Genomic DNA, 15930 nt, shown 5'->3' with positions numbered 1-15930 from the left:
TTAAAGCTCATGTTCATAAATACCGGTTTCCCCAATCTCCCGAAAACAGAATAACAAACGGAATCGATCATGAAGCAATCCGAATACCTCCGATACGACGCGGTAGCGCTTGCCGACCTGATTCGCCGCGGAGAAGTCGCGGCCAGTGACATCTGTGAGGCCGCTATTGAGCGTGCGGCCACGGTGAATGGCAAGCTCAACGCCATCTGCCACCCCCAGTTCTCCGATGCACTGAACCAGGCGCCTACACCGGATAGTACCTTCTCGGGCGTTCCCATGCTGCTTAAAGATCTGGCCCAGGAACAGCAAGGCCAGCCCTGTACCTACGGCAGCCGGGGGTTGAAGAAAAACATCGCATCCCGGGATTCGGAGTTTGTACGCCGTGCACGGGCTGCAGGCCTGGTATTCCTGGGCCGCACCGCAACGCCAGAGTTCGGGCTGAAGGCAGTCACCGAATCGAAACTCTGGGGAGCCTGCCGTAATCCATGGGATACGGATCGGACGCCGGGTGGTTCCAGCGGCGGCTCCGGTGCTGCGGTGGCGGCGGGTATCGTACCCATGGCGGGAGCCAATGACGGTGGCGGCTCGATTCGCATTCCGGCGGCCTACAACGGACTGTTCGGGCTGAAACCGTCGCGCGGTCGTATTTCCTCCGGCCCTTCGGTGGGTGAGGCATGGACGGGCGCCTCGACCGATCACGTGGTCACCCGCACGGTTCGAGACAGCGCCGCCATGCTGGACGTGCTGGCTGGCCCCGCGGTGGGAGATCCCTTTACAATTGCACCGCCGGCCGCCCCCTATGCCAAGCTGATGCAGCGGGCGCCACGTAGCCTCAAGATTGGTGTATTTACGTCGTCGCCCTACGAAACCGACGTGGCAAGGGAGTGTGTGGATGCCGTTGAGGAGACGGCGCGCACTCTGGAAAACCTGGGGCACCGGGTGGAGTATGCGCGTCCGGAATTCGACGGCATGGCCCTCGCCCGCTGTTATCTGGGGCTGTATTTCGGGGAAGTGTCTACGCTGATGGACCGCGCGAAAGCCGAGTTTGGTGCCCGCGATGACGACTTCGAACTGGATACCCGTCTGATCGGTATGTTGGGGCGGACCATGCCTCTACCGGACTACGTGCGCCGTCGCCAGCAGTGGAACGATTTTGCTCGCGCCCTGGGGGCGTTTTTTGAAGGTTACGACATGTACCTGTGCCCGACGGCTGGCCAGTTGCCGGCGAAGATTGGCGAGTTGGATACCCCATCCCATCTGCAGGTGGCTGCCCGGCTGATGTTGCTGCTGAAAGCCGGCAAGTTGGTACACCGCAGTGGGCAAGTCGACCAGATGGCTATGGAAAGCCTCGCCCGCACGCCCTTTACCCAGCTTGCCAACCTTACCGGTACACCTGCGATGTCTGTCCCGCTCGCCTGGACAGCCGCCGGATTGCCGGTGGGAGTGCAGTTCGGCGCTCCGCACGGAGACGAAGGCACCCTACTTCAGCTGGCGGCACAACTGGAAGAGGCCAACCCCTGGTTTGGGCGCTACGAACTGCTGGAAGCAATGATCTGACGCCATGCACTGAAACAATAAATAACGCATTGTGATCCGGGATCACCGTATCCACGTTTATCTTTATGGCAGGAACAGGCTATGCTGTGAGTCAGGAAGAGCCCATTCTTCCTGAACGACCCTGATGGCATCGAGGAGGCGAGCGTATTATGAACCAACCGATGGCAATCGACGAACTGGTGTCTGTAGCACAGGCCGAGGCCATGGGGGAGCTTGATGCCCCAATGATGGCGATCGTACTGTCCAGCGAACAAAGCTACGACTTGCCCATTAACTCTCTTGAAACCGATGCCGACAAGGCCCGCTGGGGACTGATCCTGCGCGCGGCCCGAGAGCATGTGGAAGCCGATGCGGTTGCCGTGCTGTACCCGGCGTGGACCACCATCCGCAGCAAGAAACCGGCGAAAGCCGAAGCAGGGTCAGAGGACACCCAGTCAGTGGCAGATAGCGACGAAGAGCAGCCTGCGCGTGGTGAGGATCCGGCAGAGCCCATCGACACACTGTTTGTGCAGTTGCACACCCGCGACCGCATCTACTGGCGTGGCTTTGAGCAGATCCGTGATCCCAAGCACCAGCGCATTATCGGCTTCCGACGGATCAAGGCCTTGTCCACCGAATACGGTCGTGACGAAGCACCGTCAGTAACCTCCTGGCTGAACACCCTGTTTGAGCCGCTGCCTGATGAAGGCGAGGAAACCGAGGTGGATATGGAACTGGCGGATCTGCTGGATGAACCGGAGGTCAGCGCCGCTCTGTATCCACGCCAACTCCGTGCCCTGCACTGATTAATATGCCATTGGGAGCCCCGGTGTCGAAAGGCACCGGGGCCAGGCTCAGATGGCCATTGCCCTCTCGGCTACCCAGTAAAGGCTGATTGCGCCTACGGCAATCAGTGTCAGCGGAACGACTGCCCTGCCGTAAAGGTGTGTTTTACCCCAGAGGTAAAGCAGCGGGAAGGCAATAACCAGCAGGCCCAAGTGCCCGAGCTCTACGCCAATATTGAAGCCGGCGAGGGCCACGACGGTCTGGGAAACACCGCTGGTGAGATCCCCCAGAACGCTGGCGAACCCGAATCCGTGTATCAGCCCGAACCCAAAGGCCAGCTTCCAGGTTTTCCTGCCCAGTATCGGCCACATCACGTTCATGGCGGCCACCGCTATGGACAGGGCGATGATGGTCTCCACCCAGGCGATGGGCAGACGAACAATGCCAAGGGCTGCCAGTGCCAGGGTTACGGAATGGGCCGCCGTGAACGCGGTCACGATCCCCGTCAGTTCCCATAGCCGCTGCTTCAGCCCCACCGGCGTGCTGCCATCGTTTTTTCTCAGTGTGGCCGGCAGCATCAGCACCAGAAGAAACAGTATGTGGTCGAGGCCGATGAGCAGATGGATGACACCTTCGTAAAGGAAGGTTCCGAACAGCTGCAGGCTTCCTGGTGCGTCTCCGGCGGAGAGCGCCAGTTGGCGACTGTCAGGGCCTACTACCCCCAGCGTGCTGGTGCCGCCGCTTTCAAGGCTTATCAGGCCGCGATGGAGCGGGTCCTGTGAGAACAGAAGGTTGTATGTCAGGGTGTCGGGCGTGGCGCCATCGGGGCAGCTAATGGTGTAGAGACCGGCGGCATAGGGGCCGTCGCTATGGCTGGCAAGCCCCCATTGCTGGCCGGTCAGGCGGCAATCGGCCTGGGCGCTGGACAAGGTTACGCCCTGCTCTACCCATCGAGTAATCTGGTCCCGGCCAGCACGGAGCTCCGCACCACTGAGCTGGCGATCCCCGTTCCGGTCCAGCGGCAAGGCCACCGAGACGTCCCGGAGTGCCACATCGATCCGTATCTCGCCCCGGTCCTGGTTCAGGTAGATGAAGCTGTCGCTGGCTTTGTGGGCCCATGCCGTTCCGGAGATCAGGGTCAGCAGGACCATGGATACCACCAGGTTGCCCCATTGTTTCATACCCCTCATGATTCAGCCTCCGGGTAGCGTGCATCGGTCTGCCCCTGCTCTTTTAGCCAGGTTCTCACCTTCCGGACTGGTTCGTTGTCACCCGCCGCATCGGCGGCACGCAGTAGCAGCCGGGTATCAAGAGGCTCGCGTTGGCTGCGCCAGTTGTCCGCCGCAAAGGTCAATGCGGTCTCGGCATCGCCTTCCACGTCCAGTTGGAAACGCGCCATGTCTCGCTGGTGCAGCAGGTTTCCGCGCCAACGAGCCTCTGCGAAGCGCTCCCTGAGGCTTTCGGCCAACGTCTCTGCAGTCGGGTGCCCTGACTCAGCCATGGCAATAGCCCGAATAACGGCCAGCGAATCCACTTGTTCATAGTCGTCGGTCAGGGCCAGTACCTTGTCATTCTGGTTTCGGCCCAGATACCAGTCTGCCAGTTGGGTGCGGGTATAGAGATCGTCGGGGGCGATGCTGAGCACCGTTTGCCAGTGATCCTCCGCAGCGGGGCTACCTATCTGCGCGGCGATATCCCCCAGGGTTCCCTCCGCCCAAAGCCGACTGGTGACATCGGCATCGGTTGCGTCTGTTCGTCGTTGGAGTTTCTGGTAGGCCGCTTCGGGGCTACCCGTGCGGGCATCAACCTGAGCCGTGCAGCTGTCGGCAATCAATCCGGGGTAGGATTGTTGCAACTGGGCGCAGTGCTTTCGTGCGTCTTCATAATTGCCCTGAACGATTTCCAGGTTGGCCAACAGCAACCGAGCCTGGTTTTTCTGGAGTGTGGCGCTGGATCGGGCTACGACGGTTTCCAGGTCTTTCCTGGCACTGTCAAAGCGGTGGAGGCTCTGGTCCAGTGTTGCCCTGAGGGTAAGCAGCCGGTCGGTCATTTCTCCGGACCATCGCTGCAACATCCCGTCGGCATAGCCCAGGAAACGGGGGTCTCCGGTGCTTCTGGCACGGGAGATCTGATTTTGTACGGTGTCTGCCAACTGCTCGGGCGAATCCGGTAATTCGGACGTGGTCAGTGCCGGCTCTGGCAGTTCAACAAGAATATCGGTGTCGGAAAAATCTGTCTCGATAGGTCCGGGTGCAGCGGTTGCGACGTTTGGAAAACCGGCCATCAACCACAGCCCGACACAAAAAGCCCCGCCCCGAAGGGCAGGGAATGTGCTTGCCGGCTTCAGGCGTACTGAAGGCCGGCAAGGGGTCCTATTGGATGAACAGATCGTCGAAGGCCTGTTCATTATTCTGGTCATTGAAGCTGAACTCCTTGTCGTTGATCTGAACGGCTTCACGGGTGTCGTCGGTGTTTGCGATCTCAGCCTTCACAAAGGTTGAGAAATCCACCGCCGGATCTGGCCTGTCACCGCCACCGCCGCCGCTACTGCTGGAGCCGTCGAAACACCCCGCCAGTGCCAGGGTTATCAGGCCCGTTCCGGCTAACTTCATAGTGAGTTTCATGATTCACTCCTTATGAGTTGGGTGAGCCGGCCAGCGGAGTTGCCAGATATGGGAACACTTCCTGGAGCTCAGCTGGGTCAAGTTGCACACCGTCGGTAAACGGGGCGTCCTTGTTCGGGGCATCAGTGGTCAATGCGCCCATGACTACACGCAGGGCAATATCCACGGTGTCATCCACCGGGCGACGGCCATTCGGGAAGCCGGCGTTGTCACCACCGAGAACACCCAGGTCATTTTGCGAGGCTGCAGGTGTGGCTGCGATTTCCGGGTTCAGTCGCAGCATTTCTGACGTTTGCACGCCTACCGGCATGTTTACATCGGGTACGCCGGTCAGGAACGCTGTTACCAGATCGGTCCGCGGGAAGTTATTCGGTGCCTCAGCGCCTGCGCTGCTGAACAATATTTCCAGCAGTTCGGGCAGGGTCGGATGAGTCACGTAGGTAGCGAACTGGCCATCGTTCATGGGCTCGCTGGCGTTGAACCGGTCCTTGTCTTTCAGGCCGATCACGACTTCGTTTACCAGCGGCATACCGAGACGTGATACCTGGGTCCATGCGCCGCCTTCAACGGTTGCACCTTTGCCATCAACGGTCGGTTGCGGATTGATGACTCGGGCCTGGCGAACGCTGGCGGTCGTCCAGCCGCCGATGACGGGCTGATCCATTCCGGTGACTGCGGTGCCGGTCAGGCACTCGGTCGGTACTTCCAGGGCGAAGGAGGTCACGTTCTTGTCTGCAAGATCACCGGCACCTTCGCCGTCACGTGGGCCGAGCGGGTTGGTGTTGACCAGGTCGAAGATCTCGCCAAGGTTGACCGCGAAAGCTTCCTTGCGTTGACCCACGAAGACCTGCCCGTTGGTGGCGCAGCCTGGAATGCCAATCTCGAAGATGTGCTGGTTGGCGTAAGCTTGGTATCCGCCGGGAAACGATTTTTCGCCGATGTTGTCCAGTGGCTTGTCGAAGGTGGCGGTGCCATCCGTGACGTTGGTCGCGGTCTCGACAGTACCGGTACGACGGTCGCCCCGAATAACCGATACAGTATAGTCTTGGCTGAACTGTACGTTCGCTTCGTCGCTGGCATCACCGATGTTTTTGAGCGGTACGGACACCATTCTTTGGTCGCCGTCGGGGCCGACCGGCAACTGTTTATCCTCTAGGTTATCCGAGAACTGAAAGCGGAACGTGAGGTTTTCCTGTGCGTTGCCGCTGTTGTCGATGTGGATTTCATAAACCGCGTCTTCATCCAGATCGAAGTAGTTGGGACCGCCATACGCATCCTGCAGTGGCAGGTAATTCGCGATCAGGGTGACGAAATCCGCACGTCCCGTCTCGTAACTGCGGAACATGTAGAAATCGGTCCCGTCCACCTTGGGTACTTCAGTGATAAAGGGTGCTTCGCGGTGGCTTGAGGCGTTTGCTGCGCCGGCACTGATACAGAGTCCGGCAACCGCAATGGCGAGGCCGGAGCGTTTTAGTAAAGTATTCATTCCGTTTTCCTCTTCTATTGTTGGTGTTGCAAAGGGGGTTACGGAGCGATTAGAGAAAAGGATGCAGTTCTCACCAAAAAAAATTGAAAGCGTCTTATCCGGAAGCAGGCTGACTTAGTACGAATAGTGAGTGCATCACGTTCAGCCAACTTGTGAGGCGTGTGTCAGGTGGCGGGGCTGGCGGTCCAACACAGCGTTATTCTTCAAGTCGACCCAGAGCGACTATGCTTCATGGTGTTTGTTTGATTTCAGGGCCAACAACATGCTCCATCGCACCCAATGGGTTTCCGACGCCATTGCCCGCATTGATGCGGATTTCAATCGTTCTGCAGACACCCATCTGATCAAGCTGGACCTGCCGGGCCTGCGTGACGTTGATATCTATCTCAAGGATGAGTCGACCCACCCGACCGGCAGCCTCAAACATCGGCTGGCACGCTCACTGTTTCTGTTCGGGCTCTGTAATGGCTGGATTACGCCAGGCACCCCGATCATCGAGGCCTCGAGTGGATCGACAGCGGTCTCCGAGGCCTATTTTGCCAAGCTCCTCGGGCTGCGTTTTATCGCAGTCATGCCCCGAACGACGTCGGCACAGAAAATTGCCAAAATCGAGTTCTATGGGGGCGAGTGTCACCTGGTGGAGAATGGCAGTGAGATCTACGCTGAATCTCAGCGTCTGGCCCGTGAGCTCGGTGTTCTATGACGCCTTCGCTAGCGGGCGGTCTGATATTGTCGGCCAGTGCGGTTCGCGCATTGAGGGTATTGGTCGCCCCAGGGTTGAGCCCTCTTTCAGCCCGACGGTGATTGAGCGCATGGTTCGCGTACCCGATGCCGCCAGTTTTGCCGCGCTTCGGTATCTGGAGCGTCATCTTGGCCGGCGTTGTGGCGGCTCTACCGGTACCAATCTGATTGCCACACTGAGCCTCGCCAGTGAAATGCAAAGTGCCCGAGAGGGCGGGTCGGTTGTCACGCTTCTGTGCGATGGTGGCGACCGTTACACCGACACCTATTTCAATCCCGCGTGGCTTGCCAACCAGGGCCTGGAGTTAACCAAGTGGGAAAAAGCGCTGGACGATTTTGACCAAAGCGGCGTGTTTGAGCCCGATCTGATGACCTGCATGCATCCTGATGGGCATTCTGAACGTAAGGTCGACTAATACCTGTAGAACAAAACAAGGGATCGTATAGATGGTAACCAGCAACTCTGAGCAGGATGATCTGATGGGACTGCTGATCGCAGTGTCCCGGGAAGACCGACTGGCCTTTCAGCGGCTGTATGAAAAAATTTCCGGCAGGATGTTCGGGCTTTGCCTGAAACTGGCCAGTCAGCGAGATCTGGCGGAAGAGGCCGTTCAGGATGCCTTTGTGCAGATATGGCACCACGCCGGTGAATATCACAGTGAGCGTGGCGCTCCCCTGAGCTGGATGCTGACGATTGCCCGTTATCGCACACTCGATCTTATGAGGAATCGGAAATCGCGGCCGACGTCCGGCGATGCCCACCTTGAGCGTGTTGCCGATGAACGTGACGGCCCGTTGGACGAATCACTTCGCGTCGCGGGCAGCGCCGAGCTTCGCGGGTGCCTGGATGAACTCTCAGAGACGCAGCGGGACAGTATCCTGTTGTCTTATTATCGGGGGTTTACCCACGATGAGCTTTCCGAGGCCCTGAGTTCTCCCATTGGAACCGTAAAAAGCTGGATTCGGCGCGGATTAATGGCTTTGAAGAGGTGTCTGGAACGATGAAAAAGACACCGGAAAGAATAGAAGCATTGGCAGCGGAATACGTGCTTGGCTCCCTTCATGGGGCAGCCCGTCGGCGTTTCGAGCGCTGGATGATGGAGTCGGTTCGAGTCCGCCAGGAAGTCTGGTTCTGGGAAGAGAAGCTGGGGCACCTGGGCGCACGCATTGAGGAAGAACAGCCTCCGGCGTCGGTCTGGGCTGGCATCGAACGCCGACTTTGGCCCCGGGAGGATAAACCCGGGTCGGCAGTTGCGGCCAATGATGCGTCCGGCCGTTGGTTCTGGCCTGGCTGGAGCATGCTGGCAACGGCTGCGGCGCTGGTGCTGGCCGTTGTCCTGGTGCAACAGCCAGAGCCAGAGGTGGATGACCGTCTTTCCGGCGCCATCGTACAGGCGGACGTGAGCGATCCCCTATGGTTGGTCAGTGAGTCATCGCTCGACAGGCAATTGAAACTGCGTCCCGTTGCCGCGACGGCGGCCCAGCAGGGCAAGGATTACGAATTGTGGATCGTGCCGGCGGATGGCCAGCCCCTGTCGCTCGGGGTTATTCCGGTGGGTGGAACCTATCAGGTAACTCTGGATGATGAGGCGCGTGCGCTTCTCAGCAATAGCCGAACACTGGCGATCAGCCTGGAGCCGGTGGGAGGCTCTCCCACCGGCCAGCCGACCGGGCCGATCCTACACGTTGCGAAATTGTATGAACTCTAATCGTTGAGTGCGGATGAATGGCTCGGCAAACTAATGGCTCGATAGCAGCGTGATGCACAGCTGGGCGTTCTGGACAAAGTGTCCGAACGCCGTCAGCTGATCGTCGGAGGGCACATAGTCCGCCGCCGCGTTGTCCGCGTAAAACAGGCCAACCAGTCGCCCCTTCGCTTTCAGGGGGCCGATCAGCGCCGGCACGTTCCCCAGCCAGCGATCATAGGCAACCCCTTCGGTTTTCGATTTTGGCAGATAGACACTGCAATCAGCGTGGGGTAAGAGCGCCCCGAGAGGACCGGTGCCATCCTTGCGGATGGTGAAGTTGTCCTTCCAGGCTTCGGTGCCCCTGCCCCCCAGCTTGCGCGGTACCAGTTCAAGCCCGCTGCGGTCGCTCATCAGCAACACAACCCGCTGCATGCCGATTGCCCGGTGAATGCCCTCGATGACCAGCTGACAGACTTCGTTGATGTCCGGTTTGTCGGTAAGGCTGTGGGTAAGATCGCGGAGAATCTGTAACTGCAGGTTGGGGTCCACCTCTGGTGCGCGCACCGCCTCCTCGCCGGAGCTGCCCTGGCTGCCAGGCATCAGCGCGGTCACCTGGGGAATACCCAGCGACACCGCGACCCGCGCGGCTTCTCCGGCATTCACCTTGAGCTGGTCCCGAACGGCTGCAGGGTTCTCTCCGATGTCCTGCCCCAGGGCTTCCATGACCTTTTCCATGTCGTCGCCGCGCCAGCCATTCTCGGACAGTCTTGCCATCTCAACGGAGTGGCGCACCAGGCTGGCGGCCTTCGAATTGGCCTGCCCGGGCGCAACCACCTCGCGAATAAAGGGGCCGAGTGACCAGGCGTCCACCAGGCCACGGGTAATTTCGGTAAAGGTGGTGTGGAGCGCGGCTTTCTGGGCTTCCAGTGTCGGCTCCCCCTCGCGCAGCCGGGATTCCAGTTCACTGGCCTGCTCGGTCTCGCAGGACCAAAAAGCCAACTCGCCAATGTTCATCAGCAGGGCCCCGATGAACACTTCCTCCAGGGCGTGCTCGTTGCGCTTTGGCAGCAGGCAGCGGGCCTGGACGGCGGCGTGGATGGCGCGGGCCAGGCAGCGAAGCAGGTGTGGGCGGTCGTTGCGTTTGAGCAGGGAGTCTACGATCAGGGACGAGATGGCCATGGACTTCACGGCGTCGAAGCCGATCAGGGTGATGGCGCGGCTTACGGTGCTTACCTGGGTGCGAGTCTGGTTGTAGAACACCGTATTGGACAGCCGAAGCACCTGGGAAGTGAGCTGGGCGTCGTTGAGAATAACGTTTGCAAGCTCGTTAACCGTGCTGTTACTGCTGTCAGTCAGTTCACCAATTCTGCGAAGAGTGTTTGCCAGTACCGGCAGTTCCACTTTGCTGAGGTAGGTCACCCATGCCTGGGTCGAGTTCATCCTTGAGGGCGGAGTCTCGGTTTTTGTGGTCAAAATTGCGCGCGCCTCGGGATTGTTAGTCATGTTCTTGTAATGAATCAGTCTAGTTCAGTCGTGGTCTTCGTGTCAGGTGGCAAATGGTGTAAGGGGATTTACCAAGGTGGCGGATTCGGGTTTGCCATCGGTTTGGTTTATAATCGCGCGTTTTACCTCTGCACCCACAAGGCGCTGACAAAGCGTTCACAAGGCAACGTTGTGATTGTATTTGACCAGGTACAGAAGTCCTACCAGGTAGGTGGGCGGGCGATCCCCGCGCTGCACCCCACCAGTATGACCATCGACACCGGCGAGGTGTTTGGCATCGTCGGCCATTCCGGCGCGGGCAAGTCCACCCTCGTGCGCCTGATCAATCTTCTGGAGCCACCCACCGGTGGTCGCATCCTGATTGATGATGAAAATATCACCGGCTACAACGCCAGCGAGCTACGGGCCTTCCGTCGCAAGGTGGGCATGATATTCCAGCACTTTAATCTGCTGTCCTCGAAAACGGTGGCGGACAACATTGCCTTCCCCATGAAACTCGCGGGCATTTATTCCCGCACCGAGATTCGTGACCGGGTGGACGAGTTGCTGAAACGGGTCAGCCTGGTGGATCAGGCCAATAAGTACCCATCGCAGCTCTCGGGTGGACAGAAGCAGCGTGTTGGCATCGCCCGCGCCCTGGCCTGCCGCCCGACGATCCTGCTTTGCGACGAAGCCACCAGCGCCCTCGACCCGCAAACCACCCAATCGGTCCTGAAGTTGCTGGCGGACATCAACCGCGAACTCGGCCTGACCATCGTACTGATCACCCATGAGATGGACGTGGTACGCCGTGTCTGTGACCGGGTAGCGGTGATGGATGCCGGCGAAGTCGTCGAAATGGGCGCGGTCAGTGATGTCTTCCTGCACCCGAAGCACCCGACCACCCGGGACTTCGTCTTCGAGAGCGAAAGCATCGACCATGAGGAAATGCAGCAGGACCTGCAGCACGCCAAAGGCCGCATTCTGCGTCTCACCTTCCGTGGCGAATCCACCTACACGCCACTGCTGGGCAGCGTGGCGCGGGAATCCGGCGTGGATTTCAGTATCCTCTCCGGCCGGATTGACCACATCAAGGACACGCCCTACGGCCAGCTGACCCTCTCGCTGGTGGGCGGCAATCTCGATACCGCCATGCAAGCCTTTGAGGCGGCGGACGTTCACGTGGAGGTGCTGCGCTGATGGAAGCCTTGATGGGAGACCTGTTGAGCAACGTGGACTGGACCGAGATCGGCTGGGCCAGTTGGGACACCCTGGTGATGGTGGGCATGTCGCTGCTGTTCAGCGTGCTGATCGGCCTGCCGGTAGGCGTGCTGCTGTTCCTGTTTGGCAAGCGCCAACTGCTGGAACAGCCCATCGCTTATGCGGTGCTGTCCTTTGTGGTGAACGTGCTGCGTTCCGTACCGTTTATTATCCTGCTGATCGTGATGATCCCGTTCACAGTGATGTTGATCGGTACATCTCTTGGCGTGGCCGGCGCGATTCCGCCACTGGTGGCCGGTGGTGCTCCTTTCTTTGCCCGTTTGGTCGAAACGTCGTTGCGCGAAGTGGATAGGGGAATCATCGAGGCTACCCAGGCCATGGGCGCGACTGTAAAACAAATTGTATTCGGAGCCTTGTTGCCGGAGGCCCTGCCGGGCATCATCGCCGGTATTACGGTTACCGCGATTACGTTGGTGTCCTACGCTGCCATGTCCGGCGTAGTCGGCGGTGGCGGTCTTGGCGACCTGGCGATCCGCTTCGGTTACCAACGATTCCAGACTGACGTAATGGTGATTACAGTGGCGCTGTTGGTCATTTTTGTACAATTGCTCCAGATGGCGGGCGACCGTCTCGTTCTGTATTTCAGCCGCAAATAGGCTCAGTTTGGGTGCAAGCCCATGGCGGGAAAGCCCTTCCGAAAAACGCCCGTAAGTACGTCCCTGTAGGGCTCGGTCGCGCCATCCCTGGCGCTCCACGTTTTCGGAAGGGCTTTCCCGCCACGGGCCCGGAGTCTTTGCTGGCTTCCGAGGTCTGAATGATATTTTAAACAACAGGAGAACGTGCTTATGAACTTCAAAAAGACCCTGGTGGCAGTGGCTGCCATTGCGACATTCTCTTCCGCAGCCCTTGCGGAAAAGCTTTCCGTGGCGGCAACGCCGGTACCTCACGCCGAGATCCTGGAATTTGTTAAGCCCAAGCTGGCGGAGCAGGGCGTGGAGCTGGATGTGAAGGTGTTTACCGATTATGTCCAGCCTAACGTGCAGGTGGATCAGAAGCGGATGGACGCGAACTTCTTCCAACATCAGCCGTACCTCGACGAATTCAACGATGGCCGTGGTACCAACCTGGTCAGCGTAGTGGGTGTCCACGTTGAGCCGTTTGGTGCCTACTCAAGCCGGATCGACTCTCTGAAAGCGCTTGAAGACGGGGCCACAGTGGCGATCCCCAACGATCCCACCAACGGTGGCCGTGCATTGCTTCTGCTGCAGAAAGCCGGTCTGATCACCCTGAAGGACGGCAGCAAGATCACCGCTACGCCGCGTGATATCGCTGATAACCCGAAAGACCTGGAATTCAAGGAACTGGAGGCTGCTACCCTGCCGCGTATCCTGAACCAGGTGGATCTGGCGCTCATTAACACCAACTACGCGTTGGAAGCCGGCCTTAATCCGACGGAAGATGCGCTGGTTATTGAGGGGGCTGAATCGCCGTACGTGAACATTCTGGTGGCTCATGAAAGCCGCGCCAACGATGAGGCAATCCAGAAGCTGGCGAAGGTGCTGACAACGGATGACGTCAAGGCGTTTATCAAGAAGCAGTACGAGGGAGCCGTGGTTCCGGCATTCTGAGGCCAGGAACGATAGGCATAAAAAAGCCGGGCATCAGCCCGGCTTTTTCGTTGTGCGCCAGGCATGGCGCGTAGCGCCTTGACGGGCGCTGTTCCGGTTCAGGTGGTGCTGGCCGGATGACTTGGGGGTGCAAGTCCCCTGTGGACCCGGCAAGGGGAACCACTAGCCGGACGGCAAGGGTGTCCATCGTGAGATGGAATCTGAAGGAAGCCGCAGGCAAAGCACTGGCCTGACGAACAGAAATCGCATATGAGGCGGTCACACCGGGTAAGGCGTCAACTATCGTCAAAGCCCTGTACTTGCACGGAAGGTGTGGACGTAAATGCGGCGGGCATAAGTGTGAAGGTCACGCGTCTTACCCTGGGAAGTCTGGTTCTCTGCCGCTGTGCTACTCACTTCGCGAGAGGTGGGGATGGGGAGCCAGAACTCAGCCGAGGTCATAGTAGGTGCGTTACCGCGTACTGAAGGACCGAACATGGTTGGCCGTTAGTAGACGGTGAGTTCTCGTGATGTGCTTATGAAGACAGAAGCGACCCGGATGGGTCAGGGCATTCAGGAAGGGGTTGGGCGGAACCCGGCAGGTACTGAGGCCCGTGTCGAGGCAGGCGCGGGGGCTCACCCGTGGACGAACGCGGAGCCGAACGCGCTGATGGAGCAGGTGCTTGAGCGCCCGAACCTGATGCGTGCGTATCAGCGGGTGGTGTCCAACAAAGGGGCGGCTGGCGTCGATCAGATGCCGGTAACAGCCCTGAAGGGCCACCTGCAACAGCATTGGCCAACACTGCGCGAGCGGCTGTTGGCCGGAGACTACCATCCTCAACCGGTACGCCGGGTCAGCATCCCCAAGCCGCAAGGCGGGGAACGGATACTGGGTATTCCGACGGTGCAGGATCGCCTGATCCAGCAAGCACTTCACCAAACACTGAGCCCGATGCTGGAGCCGACCTTCTCGGATCACAGCTACGGGTTCCGTCCTGGTCGAAGTGCCCATCAGGCGGTCAAGGCGATGCAACGGCATATCAACGACGGCCACCGCTGGGTGGTCGATCTGGATCTGGCCCAGTTCTTCGACCGGGTCAATCACGATGTGCTGATGAGCCTGCTGGCTCGTCACATCACTGACCGGCGGATACTCACCCTGATCCGGCGTTACCTGCGAGCAGGCATGCTGTCAGGCGGGCTGGTCAGCCCGAGGGGGGAAGGGACGCCACAAGGCGGTCCCTTATCTCCTCTGCTGTCCAATGTGCTTCTGACCGAACTGGATCGGGAGTTGGAACGCCGGGGGCACCGGTTCTGTCGTTATGCGGATGATTGCAACCTCTACGTTCGCAGCCGACGAGCCGGTGAACGGACCATGACCAGCATTACCCACTACCTGGAAACGCACCTGCGCCTGACGGTGAATACGGCGAAGAGTGCCGTGGATCGCCCCTGGCGCCGGAGCTTTCTGGGTTACAGCGTGAGCTGGCATAAACGTCAGGTCCGGTTGAGAGTCGCGCCCAAAAGCCTGAAGGCCTTCATGGCCAAGCTTCGCCCCCTGCTGAAACGGTCACGGGGACAGTCGTTGACGACCACCATCCGGAACCTGAACCCGGTGCTGAGAGGCTGGGCAAATTACTATCGCCTGACCGCCTCGAAGCGTTCGGTCGAAGCCCTGGATGGCTGGATAAGACGGCGGCTTCGCCTGATCCTGTGGCAGCAGTGGAAGCGGACCCGCACGCGGGCCCGCAACCTGGTACGGCTAGGCTTGACTGAGATAAGGGCTTGGAGGAGCGCGACCAATGGTCGTGGACCCTGGTGGAACAGCGGTGCGTCTCATATGAACGCGGCCCTGCCTAAGAGGGTATTCGACCGTCTGTCTCTGGTAAGCTTGCTGGATACGATGACTCGGCTTCAGAGCCGACCATGAACCGCCGTGGTACGGAACCGTATGCCCGGTGGTGTGAGAGGACGGGGGAGATAACTCCCCCTCCTACTCGATTCAGCGGATTGCGCGTTCAGCGCTTAATCGCCACTCCAGTTCGATCCCGGGTCCGGCGTCATCCGCAGGTAGGACTTCACCGCCCGATAGCCTTTCGGGAAACGTTCTTTTATTTCATCCTCATCCTGCAGGGACGGCACGATCACCACGTCGCCGCCGGGTTCCCAGTTGCCTGGTGTTGCCACTTTGTGAATGTCGGTCATCTGCAGCGAGTCTACAACCCGCAGCACTTCGTTGAAGTTGCGACCGGTGCTGGCCGGGTAGGTGATCATCAAGCGGATTTTCTTATTCGGGTCGATCACGAACAGCGATCGCACGGTCAGCGTCTCACTGGCGCTGGGGTGGATCATGTCGTAAAGGTTAGACACCTTGCGATCGTGGTCGGCAATGATCGGAAAGTTAACGGCACAACCCTGGGTTTCGTTGATGTCCTTGATCCAATCCTTGTGGGAATCGACCGGGTCCACACTCAGAGCGATTGCCTTGACGTCACGCTTGGCGAATTCGTCTTTCAGCTTGGCCGTCAGGCCGAGCTCGGTGGTGCACACCGGCGTAAAATCGGCAGGGTGCGAGAACAGTATGCCCCAGCTGTTGCCCAGCCATTGGTGAAAGTCGATCCTGCCTTCACTGGAATCCTGCTCAAAATCCGGTGCGGTATCTCCCAGACGTAAACTCATCGCGTTTCCTCCTTTGATGATACGAAAGCCCGGCCAGACGAAGCGCCGGCACAAAATTCAGTCTATACGATAAACAGTGG

The 15930-nt window shown here is 59.2% G+C and carries 14 protein-coding genes and 1 pseudogene; 9 read left to right on the top strand and 6 right to left on the bottom strand.

The genetic code is table 11. The features are described from left to right. The first annotated feature begins 69 nt into the window (after positions 1 to 69). Together SIC19_RS09385 and SIC19_RS09380 are read left to right on the top strand one after the other, a co-directional pair. On the top strand, positions 70 to 1557 hold the full coding sequence (locus SIC19_RS09385) for an amidase (protein WP_075196304.1): 1488 nt from the start codon (positions 70 to 72) through the stop codon (positions 1555 to 1557). 149 nt (positions 1558 to 1706) lie between these two features. Next, a complete protein-coding gene (locus SIC19_RS09380; RefSeq protein ID WP_036202020.1) occupies positions 1707 to 2342 on the top strand; it encodes a hypothetical protein in 636 nt (211 codons plus the stop codon). A 48-nt stretch (positions 2343 to 2390) separates the two neighbouring features. Here SIC19_RS09380 and SIC19_RS09375 read toward each other — a convergent pair whose 3' ends face one another. The 4 genes from SIC19_RS09375 to SIC19_RS09360 form a co-directional block, all read right to left on the bottom strand. After that, positions 2391 to 3512, bottom strand: coding sequence for a HupE/UreJ family protein (locus tag SIC19_RS09375; protein WP_075196303.1), 1122 nt, complete (start codon positions 3510 to 3512; stop codon positions 2391 to 2393). Then, complete coding sequence (locus SIC19_RS09370) at positions 3509 to 4606, bottom strand: tetratricopeptide repeat protein (RefSeq protein WP_075196302.1); 1098 nt, start codon at positions 4604 to 4606, stop codon at positions 3509 to 3511. Before SIC19_RS09370 ends, SIC19_RS09375 begins: the two co-directional genes overlap by 4 nt. A gap of 88 nt (positions 4607 to 4694) precedes the next feature. Continuing rightward, entirely contained in the window at positions 4695 to 4946 is a 252-nt protein-coding gene (locus tag SIC19_RS09365) for a hypothetical protein (RefSeq protein WP_041335685.1), read from the bottom strand. Between the two features lie 10 nt (positions 4947 to 4956). Continuing rightward, positions 4957 to 6432 carry a DUF4331 domain-containing protein gene (locus SIC19_RS09360; protein ID WP_036202030.1) on the bottom strand — a complete coding sequence of 492 codons (1476 nt, stop codon included), beginning with the start codon at positions 6430 to 6432 and terminating at the stop codon, positions 4957 to 4959. Positions 6433 to 6694: 262 nt separating this feature from the next. Between SIC19_RS09360 and SIC19_RS09355 the strand changes: the two are divergent. The 3 genes and pseudogenes from SIC19_RS09355 to SIC19_RS09345 all read left to right on the top strand — a co-directional run bounded on the left by SIC19_RS09355 (position 6695) and on the right by SIC19_RS09345 (position 8882). After that, positions 6695 to 7589 (top strand): annotated as a pseudogene (locus SIC19_RS09355) (PLP-dependent cysteine synthase family protein). A gap of 31 nt (positions 7590 to 7620) precedes the next feature. Next, the gene (locus tag SIC19_RS09350; protein WP_041335689.1) at positions 7621 to 8178 is read left to right on the top strand and encodes a sigma-70 family RNA polymerase sigma factor; all 558 of its coding nucleotides are present in this window, start codon (positions 7621 to 7623) and stop codon (positions 8176 to 8178) included. Further along, positions 8175 to 8882 carry an anti-sigma factor domain-containing protein gene (locus tag SIC19_RS09345; protein WP_075196301.1) on the top strand — a complete coding sequence of 236 codons (708 nt, stop codon included), beginning with the start codon at positions 8175 to 8177 and terminating at the stop codon, positions 8880 to 8882. Before SIC19_RS09350 ends, SIC19_RS09345 begins: the two co-directional genes overlap by 4 nt. A 30-nt stretch (positions 8883 to 8912) precedes the next feature. On the opposite strand, the gene SIC19_RS09340 is transcribed toward SIC19_RS09345, so the two are convergent. Continuing rightward, complete coding sequence (locus SIC19_RS09340) at positions 8913 to 10334, bottom strand: HDOD domain-containing protein (protein ID WP_036205527.1); 1422 nt, start codon at positions 10332 to 10334, stop codon at positions 8913 to 8915. Between the two features lie 201 nt (positions 10335 to 10535). Between SIC19_RS09340 and SIC19_RS09335 the strand changes: the two genes are divergently transcribed. The 4 genes from SIC19_RS09335 to ltrA all read left to right on the top strand — a co-directional run bounded on the left by SIC19_RS09335 (position 10536) and on the right by ltrA (position 15101). Further along, positions 10536 to 11543 (top strand): methionine ABC transporter ATP-binding protein, encoded by a 1008-nt coding sequence (locus SIC19_RS09335; RefSeq protein ID WP_007155139.1) that lies wholly within the window; start codon positions 10536 to 10538, stop codon positions 11541 to 11543. Further along, positions 11543 to 12220 (top strand): methionine ABC transporter permease, encoded by a 678-nt coding sequence (locus SIC19_RS09330; protein ID WP_007155138.1) that lies wholly within the window; start codon positions 11543 to 11545, stop codon positions 12218 to 12220. The genes SIC19_RS09335 and SIC19_RS09330 overlap by 1 nt, the downstream gene beginning before the upstream one ends. A 189-nt stretch (positions 12221 to 12409) precedes the next feature. Beyond that, the gene (locus tag SIC19_RS09325) at positions 12410 to 13192 is read left to right on the top strand and encodes a MetQ/NlpA family ABC transporter substrate-binding protein (protein WP_075196300.1); all 783 of its coding nucleotides are present in this window, start codon (positions 12410 to 12412) and stop codon (positions 13190 to 13192) included. A 517-nt stretch (positions 13193 to 13709) separates the two neighbouring features. After that, on the top strand, positions 13710 to 15101 hold the full coding sequence (ltrA, locus tag SIC19_RS09320) for a group II intron reverse transcriptase/maturase (RefSeq protein ID WP_412535514.1): 1392 nt from the start codon (positions 13710 to 13712) through the stop codon (positions 15099 to 15101). A 95-nt stretch (positions 15102 to 15196) separates the two neighbouring features. Here ltrA and SIC19_RS09315 read toward each other — a convergent pair whose 3' ends face one another. Beyond that, entirely contained in the window at positions 15197 to 15850 is a 654-nt protein-coding gene (locus SIC19_RS09315) for a peroxiredoxin (RefSeq protein ID WP_041335694.1), read from the bottom strand. Positions 15851 to 15930 lie beyond the last annotated feature (80 nt).

The organism is Marinobacter sp. MIT930201, assembly GCF_047122665.1.
Lineage (GTDB): Bacteria > Pseudomonadota > Gammaproteobacteria > Pseudomonadales > Oleiphilaceae > Marinobacter > Marinobacter salarius.
Note: the sequence above shows the minus strand (reverse complement) of the source record. Positions and strands in the feature narration are given on the sequence as shown.

Excerpts from the sequence above, each read along its gene's own strand:
- SIC19_RS09350 (WP_041335689.1), top strand. The coding sequence starts at position 7,621 with ATGGTAACCAGCAACTCTGAGCAGGATGATCTGATGGGACTGCTGATC.
- SIC19_RS09345 (WP_075196301.1), top strand. The coding sequence starts at position 8,175 with ATGAAAAAGACACCGGAAAGAATAGAAGCATTGGCAGCGGAATACGTG.
- ltrA (WP_412535514.1), top strand. The coding sequence starts at position 13,710 with ATGAAGACAGAAGCGACCCGGATGGGTCAGGGCATTCAGGAAGGGGTT.
- SIC19_RS09380 (WP_036202020.1), top strand. The coding sequence starts at position 1,707 with ATGAACCAACCGATGGCAATCGACGAACTGGTGTCTGTAGCACAGGCC.
- SIC19_RS09375 (WP_075196303.1), bottom strand. The coding sequence starts at position 3,512 with ATGAGGGGTATGAAACAATGGGGCAACCTGGTGGTATCCATGGTCCTG.
- SIC19_RS09325 (WP_075196300.1), top strand. The coding sequence starts at position 12,410 with ATGAACTTCAAAAAGACCCTGGTGGCAGTGGCTGCCATTGCGACATTC.
- SIC19_RS09370 (WP_075196302.1), bottom strand. The coding sequence starts at position 4,606 with ATGGCCGGTTTTCCAAACGTCGCAACCGCTGCACCCGGACCTATCGAG.
- SIC19_RS09330 (WP_007155138.1), top strand. The coding sequence starts at position 11,543 with ATGGAAGCCTTGATGGGAGACCTGTTGAGCAACGTGGACTGGACCGAG.
- SIC19_RS09315 (WP_041335694.1), bottom strand. The coding sequence starts at position 15,850 with ATGAGTTTACGTCTGGGAGATACCGCACCGGATTTTGAGCAGGATTCC.
- SIC19_RS09360 (WP_036202030.1), bottom strand. The coding sequence starts at position 6,432 with ATGAATACTTTACTAAAACGCTCCGGCCTCGCCATTGCGGTTGCCGGA.
- SIC19_RS09365 (WP_041335685.1), bottom strand. The coding sequence starts at position 4,946 with ATGAAACTCACTATGAAGTTAGCCGGAACGGGCCTGATAACCCTGGCA.
- SIC19_RS09385 (WP_075196304.1), top strand. The coding sequence starts at position 70 with ATGAAGCAATCCGAATACCTCCGATACGACGCGGTAGCGCTTGCCGAC.